Below are 287 nucleotides of genomic sequence, written 5' to 3' on the forward strand. Positions count from 1 at the left end.
TTAAGCTCTACGACGGCGGCGTCCTGAACGAGGCGATCTGGGAGATTATCGGCTTCAACGTCCGCGTCCCAGGTATTGTCCTAGGCGATCTGAAAGGCACAAATGGCTGCCTGCACGGCCGGTCGCCGGTCCTTCATGGAGTTGCTCGGGCATTATGGCCTGACGGAAATCCTTGCCTACGCGGAGGAACTTCATAATTACGCCGAGCGGCTCACGCGCGCTTAGATCACCGAGCTACCCGATGGCGTTTACACATTCACCGCTCACATCGACGGGCTCGGCAAAAC

General features: G+C 58.2%; 1 protein-coding gene. It reads left to right on the forward strand.

Annotation, left to right across the window (positions count from 1 at the left end; genetic code table 11):
• Window positions 1-197 (forward strand): hydantoinase B/oxoprolinase family protein (locus EN818_RS34215; protein WP_245521451.1); only part of this gene is annotated, 197 nt, incomplete at its 5' end.
• Window positions 198-287: the final 90 nt, after the last annotated feature.

Source organism: Mesorhizobium sp. M3A.F.Ca.ET.175.01.1.1 (assembly GCF_004791945.1).
Classification (GTDB): Bacteria; Pseudomonadota; Alphaproteobacteria; order Rhizobiales; family Rhizobiaceae; genus Mesorhizobium.